The sequence below is a fragment of the Sphaerotilus sulfidivorans genome (genome assembly GCF_013426975.1).
GTDB lineage: Bacteria > Pseudomonadota > Gammaproteobacteria > Burkholderiales > Burkholderiaceae_C > Sphaerotilus > Sphaerotilus sulfidivorans.
Genome location: NZ_JACCPY010000044.1, coordinates 23,141 through 29,708 on the forward strand (window position 1 = coordinate 23,141; position 6,568 = coordinate 29,708).

Here is a 6,568-nt window from a genome sequence, read left to right on the forward strand (position 1 = left end):
GTTCCACAGCCGGTTCCTCACCCGACCGTGTGGAACCGTTCCACACGCTGCCCCGGAATCCAAGGACGCAGGCGGGCTCAGGCGGGTTCAGGCCCGATCGAGGAACCCGGTCAACAAGTCGAGCAGCTCGGCCCGACGCGCAGGGTCGATCGCTCCGGACTCGATGGCGATGCGCGCATCGCCGTGGTCGCCCCAGCGGACTTCCACGCGCCGCCCCTGACGCTCGATGCGGACGACCGCCTCGGGCGCCGGAGCCGCCAGGTTCATGAGCCGCTCGAAGATGTCCTTCGGCGTCAGGCCCTGGCCTTGCTGGCGCAGTTCGCACAGCTGCGCCGCGCGAGCGACCATGCCGTTCGGATCTGCCGCGCAGGCGTTCGTCAGGGGCTGAGCCCAGCGGAACTGCAGATCCAGCGGAGAAGCGAACGCCTCGACGACATGCGCGGGCAACTTCGCGATCGAGACAGCCTTGGCCAGCGCACTGTGGTCGACGCCCAGCGCCGCAGCCAGCGCGCGCTGCGAGGCGAACAGCCCGGAATCGAGCGCACGCTGATACATCACGCCCTGCTCCCAGGCGCTCAGGTTCTTGCGCGCACGGTTCTCCCGGTCCATCTCGACGAAGAGCTCCTGGTCGTTCAGCGGCGCGACCAGCGCGAGAACCGGCAGTCCCTCGAGTCGGCAGGCCTCATGGCGGCGGTGGCCGAAGACGATCTCGTAGCGGGGCGCGATCTCGCCCGGACGGGCCGCCACCGTCGCGGCCAGAGGCCGCACCTTGATCGGCTGGACATTGCCGCCGGCGTGCCGGATCTCGGCACGCAGCGCATCGAAGTCCTCGCTATCGAAACTGGCCTCATGGCGATTGGCCCAGCGACTGCGGATGATCATCCGCGGGTCGAGCTTCTGCGCCATCTGGACGCTGTCGTCAGGCCCGGACACCGGGCGGGCCGCGATGGCGGCGGTATCACGCTCCGGGGGCGGCACCGCGGCGCTGGTGAACGAGGGAAGGCGCTTGACGGCCATCTCCATGCGACGCTCGTGCTCGGAGCGGGCATTTCCACCGAGCAGGCCGGAGGGCTTGACGTGAATGGGGCGGGGGGTCGGGCTCATGGCAGGAAGTTCTCGGTTCAGCCCTTGCGGCGGGAACGGTGGGTATCGGGAATGACCGGAATCTGCTCGGCCAGCTTGACGTCGTAGAAGCCGATCAGCGAGCGGGTCAGCTCGATGATGGCCTTGGCCGCCGGCGAGTTGGGCTCGCGCTCCAGGATGGGTCCGCTTTCGGCATCGCTGTACAGCGAGACCTGCCGCGCGAAGGCCGCGTACCGGGGCACGATGCAGGGGTCGATCATGCCGGGATAGGCCGCGCGCAGGATCTCCAGCGAGGCCTGGCAGGTGGTCTGCCGGGCGTCGAAGCCGTTGGCCACCAGATGCACGCCGGCCTGCAGGTCGGGGTAGGCACGGTTGAGCTCGTGGATGTTGTGCGCCAGCACCTCCATCGCCTTGATCGACTGGCCGTCGAGCATGACCACCGCCAGCACGCAGCGCGCCGCATACATCAGCGCGTTGCTGAGCTGGGAGGATCCGGGCGCCGAGTCGATGACGATGACATCGTAGGCCGACCAGAACTCGACATAGCTGCGGAAGAGCCGATCCACCACCGCCTCGCGGTTGAGCACCGTGGTCAGCCACGACTCGATGTTGGCCAGCGTGATGTCGCTGGCGATCAGGTCGAGCATGCCATCGGCATAGATCGGCCGCACGATCGACTCGTCGAAGACGACCGGATAGCCCTGCTCGTGATCACGCAGCGCATGGCCGATGTGGCGGATCTTCTCGACCGTCCAGTCGATGCCGAACATGCTGGTCAGCGAAGCCTGCGGATCGGCATCGATCATCAGCACGCGATGCCCCTGCATCGCCATGCACGAGGCGATGTTGGCCGCGATCGTGGTTTTGCCGACACCGCCCTTGGCCATGCGGCAGTAGATGATCGGCGGCATCAGATCCAGGGGACGCCAGACCTCCTCCTCGACCCCCAGCATCTTCAGCCGCGCCTGGCGGATCTGCAGCGGCGTGTAGAGGTTGTGATACGCACCGCCCGCTTTCGACACTCCGGGAAAGAAGGAGCGGAAAGACTGGGGGGTTCCCGCCCAGCGGCAGAGATCCATCGCCAGCTTCAGCCGGATGCCCCCACGCAGCGGCGAGGGCTCCGTCACGTCGTCATCCGGCAGCACCGGTTCAGCGTCATTCCTTGTCTCTGGGGTCATTGAGGCGCCTCCTGTTGCCTTGATTCAAGGATCATACATTTTTATGCTGACACTAAATAAATCTATTTTTCCTCGGGACTCTGCTGTGTACGAGTCATCCAAAGGCACCAGAACATCTTGATGTGAGCCCGATTGAGTGCCCTCAGGCCCAGCCCCGGAGAAAAGCACGGCCGGCCAGACCTTGACGGGGAGCGCGGTGCCAGCCCTCAATCCAGCTCACAGAAGGCAGACCTCGACCTCAAAACAGCTCACACCAGCCCTCAATTTCACTCACATGAAGCCTCAACGGAGCTCACGCAACACCACAATCCACCTCACGTAAAACAACGCAAGTCATTGATGCAGAAGGGATTTCCGGAACGCCAATATTTTAAAGTTATTCAAATAAATACAACAACAACGCGCGTGCGCGCGCGCGAGAAGGGCAACCACGGAAGCTGCCAACGTGCGGAGGAGAGCGCGCCCGCCAACGACGACAGCGAACGCTGTATCATTGTGAGAATGAGACAAGACGAGCTCACAGAAGACAAGGAGCTGGTGCGCAAGGCCAATCCTGCGATCGCGATCCGCCCGACATCAGGAAAGCTGACGCTGGTGTCGCGCCGCATCTACAACCTGCTGCTTTATCACGCACAGCAGCAGGGCACGGACTGCGACGAGTACACGCTGCCCCTGGCACAGGTCGTCGGCAACGTCAGCAGCAGCGAGAACACCGAAGCGATCAAGAAACGCCTGCGGGAAATGGCCTCGACGACCATCGAATGGAACTCGAGCACGACGGACGATCTGGCTGATCAGGAGTGGAACATCGCAAGCCTGCTGGCAGCGAAGATCACGCCTGCGCGCAAGGGCAGACCGATGATGCTCACCTGGTCCTACGCTCCCAGCGTGCGCAGAGAACTCATCGAACCGAAGCAGTACACACGGCTGCTTCTGCAGCTGACCTCCCGCATGACGCTCTACAGCGCAGCCGTGCTGCTGGAGATCGGATTCCAGTACCTGTCATCGCCTGGACAGCTGACGATGAGGCAATCTGTCGACTGGTGGGCAGCGGTGCTGCGAGGACAGCCACTGAGCCGTCCTGTGGACTACCGCTTTTTCAAGCGCGACACGCTGACGCCAGGATTGAGGGAGGTCAACGAGGTTCAGTCGGAGTTCGAACTCGATCTGATCGAGCATCGACACGGCCGCAAGATCGTCGATCTGCAGTTCCGCGTCATCCGACGACGCACCGACACCGCCGCAGCATCCACCACGAAAGCAGCTGACCCAGCAACGGACAACCACTCAGCTGACACGACAGAGATGCTGTCAAGACCGCTGAACCTTGAATTGCTGGAGTCATTGATCAGCCTGGGTCTGAACGAGAACGATGCCGACATGCTGGCCAGCAGAGAGGACAGCGAGCGTGTCGCTCGTGCGGTCACCTATGTGCGTAGCAAGCAGGCACGAGGACGTGTCGAGTCGCCTGCAGCCTACTTTCAGCATGTGTTCAGACATGGCTATGCAGAGGACCAACCAGATGCAGCGCCAACAACAGCAGTCGATGCCAAGCCAGACACGTCTGAAGCGGCGCAACAGGTGATATCCCAAGTCGAGAGAGAGGAGCGACGCCGCAGTCATGAAAGACAGCTGATCGACGAAATCCGCGCCAATTTTGAGAGCTCTCCTGAAGAGGCGCGGAGCATGCTCATTCATGCTTTCGGCAAGACTCTGCGTGCACAGCGTGAACGACAGACCTGGGACAGCTTGGGCTTGTCATCACGCCCGCTGTCGGCGCGATTTTTCTGGTGGATGGCGACGCAGGACTCTCGGTGGAAAGCAGCTCAGACCACTTGAGAGCACGGCGTGCTCAAACCTGAAGTGCAACACCCCTGAAAACAGGACTACCGCTAAAACTTCGGAGCCACGCCGATGGCCAGTCGGCACATTGGAAAAGCACAAAAAAGAACATTGAAGGCATGGTAGGGGCACATCGCCGGTACTCGGGAATGGGGTCCGAGACCGCCCGGGCACACGGAGTGGTCGTGTCGATTAACATGCCGGCCTTTTCCAACTGCCCTTCGCGAATCTTGAGCGTGCACGAGAACACGGCCGATGCCAGGCTGCCTCACCCAGATGATTTCGGGGTGGGATTTTTCTTGCGCGGCCAGACCATCACGAGAGTGGATTCGCGTCGCCGCGCGCAGGCGGTCGAAAAGCTGATGGCCGAGCGCGGACTGTCGCGACGCCAGGCGATGCGCCATCACCGCCAGCAACGCCAAAGCGAAATGCGTCCAGCCCGGGACAAGATGCGCGAGGTCTTTCGCCACAACCTGCGCCGCGACCACGAGCATCATCGCTGCCGCAAGCCCATCGATGCGACGCGGTCCGGGCTCAATCAGATCCTGATCGGACCCGATTGCCCCGACCAGGCCACGGCGCAATGGGAAGCGCTGGCCAGTGCGCGGTCCTTCCGCGCCAACGGCGTGCTGGCCATCGAGCATGTGATCCAGCCGCCGCCCGGGCTCGACATTCCCGCGTTCTGGTCCAGCGTCCAGACCGTGCTGTGCGCCCGCTTCGACCATCCGATCTCGTTCGTCATTCACCGCGACCAGTTGCGGGTGCATGCGCATTTCGTGGCCATGCCCATCATCCAGGGTATCTGGGTCGGCGCGGACGGCCTGCGCGTTGCGCACCACCCGGACCGCGTGACCGAAGAGATTCTTCGCCAGCTACAAGATTCGCATCGAGTTTTCGTTGACGATCAGGTGCTGACGCGTCATTCCCAATTGGGTGTTCCTTCTTGCCTCACTGCACCTGAGGCTTTCTGCTGCCCGGAAGACTGGCAGTCCCAGCTCAAAAGTACGGACACGCACAATTCGCACGCCAGCCCGACTCGCTTCGAGGCGTGCACCGGATTCTTCAGCGAGTGTGACCTGCAGATTGTTGCGGACCCCGAATTGGCCTGTGAAGACGCGCTGTCGAGCGTCAATGCACTGGGGTACTTCGACGCGCCGGATGGCTGGGCGGACTATGACGACTCGGATGAAGCGCTGGGCGTGTCGACCCGGGACACATGCACCGAATCTCGTCAGCGAAAAGCAGATCAATGCACGGGCCACCGGCATCACGATTGGGCCGTTCGTCATCGCCGGCCAGGGCCAGTTCCGGTGCAGAAGCACCATCCGCTATCGCCACCCGATGTCCCGTGCCCGATGCCTGGCATGCCGCTCATCTGCCAGACGCGACTGCACATCAGGTGGACAAACCAGCCGTATCGCTACGCGTGGATGGCCGAACGGCATTGGGGTCGTGCTCCGGCCACGATCCTGCACTCCGAGTTCAAGCAGGTGGACAGCCTCTCGGTCGCGGCGTGCGGCCCGGGGCCAGCCGTACACTCGTCCCATGAGCCGGCCCGAGCGATGCCGCCGCAAGCTGCCGCTGGGCATCCAGAACCTGCGCGACATCCGCGAGGCAGGGCACGACGATGCCGACAAGAGCCTGCTGGTCGACACCTCGAAGGCGCTCTTCGAGGGCAACCGGGTGCTGTTCACCAGGTTGGCCGCCGAATCCCGCCGGGACTGATCGACGCGCCATCCGGTGATCCGCATCGACCTCGATGCCGGCGAAGTGCGCCGTCTCGGGCTGACGCTGCACAACCAGTCGCTCAGCGGTCGCTTCGGCGAGCTGATCTGCGCCGCAGCCGTCCAGGCCGGTCAGCGTGCGGTGGTTCTGGTCGGCGAATACGACAAGCCCATCCTCGACAACTTCGCCGACCGCGAGACTGCTGCAGTGATGCGCGACACCTTGCGCAGCTTCTACTCGGTGCTGAAGTTGGCCGATACCGATCTGGATTTCGTGCTGCTGACCGGCGTGTCGAAGTTCAGCAGTACGTATTCACGCCCCCCTCCTTGACACGCCCACCCAGCCCGTCAACCCGCTGAAGCCCGCGTAGACAGCACGGGTGCGAGGCCGGAGAGTCAAGCCCGATGAACCAGCCCTCATCCCCCGAGTCCGAAGACCTGCCCGCCAAGCCGCAGACGCTGGCGCAATGCCACGAGGTGATCGACACGCTGGGCCAGCAGCTGGCTCAGCTGCGCGAGCAGGTGGCGTGGCTGCAGGAGCGGGTGAAGCTGGACTCGCGCAACTCGTCGAAGCCGCCGTCGTCGGATGTGGCGGGCACGAGCCGGCCGCGCCACAGCAGCGAGCGCAAGCGCGGCGGGCAGCCCGGGCACAAGGGCACATACCGGACGCTGCTGGACGAGGGCGAGGTCGACGCGGTGCACGAGTGCCCGCCACCCGAGGTGTGCGAGTGCGGCGGGCCG

General features: G+C 63.7%; 7 protein-coding genes. 4 read left to right on the plus strand and 3 right to left on the minus strand.

The annotated features are described in order from the left end of the window. Positions 1–87 precede the first annotated feature (87 nt). Entirely contained in the window at positions 88–1,023 is a 936-nt protein-coding gene (locus HZU84_RS18085; protein WP_180693053.1) for a ParB/RepB/Spo0J family partition protein, read from the minus strand. 98 nt (positions 1,024–1,121) lie between these two features. Continuing rightward, positions 1,122–2,210, minus strand: a complete 1,089-nt coding sequence (locus HZU84_RS18090) for a ParA family protein (protein WP_180693054.1) — start codon at positions 2,208–2,210, stop codon at positions 1,122–1,124. Between the two features lie 390 nt (positions 2,211–2,600). Here HZU84_RS18090 and HZU84_RS18095 point away from each other — a divergent pair, with 390 nt between their 5' ends. Beyond that, positions 2,601–4,100: a replication initiation protein gene (locus tag HZU84_RS18095; protein WP_149501969.1), complete on the plus strand. Its 1,500-nt coding sequence runs from the start codon at positions 2,601–2,603 to the stop codon at positions 4,098–4,100. Positions 4,101–4,153: 53 nt separating this feature from the next. On the opposite strand, the gene HZU84_RS18100 is transcribed toward HZU84_RS18095, so the two are convergent. After that, entirely contained in the window at positions 4,154–4,870 is a 717-nt protein-coding gene (locus tag HZU84_RS18100) for a hypothetical protein (protein WP_149501967.1), read from the minus strand. Positions 4,871–5,648: 778 nt separating this feature from the next. Here HZU84_RS18100 and HZU84_RS20735 point away from each other — a divergent pair. From HZU84_RS20735 to HZU84_RS18110, 3 genes are all read left to right on the plus strand, one after another. After that, on the plus strand, positions 5,649–5,828 hold the full coding sequence (locus tag HZU84_RS20735; protein ID WP_244954264.1) for a hypothetical protein: 180 nt from the start codon (positions 5,649–5,651) through the stop codon (positions 5,826–5,828). Positions 5,829–5,843: 15 nt separating this feature from the next. Next, positions 5,844–6,158 (plus strand): AAA family ATPase, encoded by a 315-nt coding sequence (locus tag HZU84_RS20740; RefSeq protein WP_244954263.1) that lies wholly within the window; start codon positions 5,844–5,846, stop codon positions 6,156–6,158. A gap of 74 nt (positions 6,159–6,232) precedes the next feature. Further along, positions 6,233–6,568 (plus strand): DUF6444 domain-containing protein (locus HZU84_RS18110; RefSeq protein WP_257644638.1); only part of this gene is annotated, 336 nt, incomplete at its 3' end.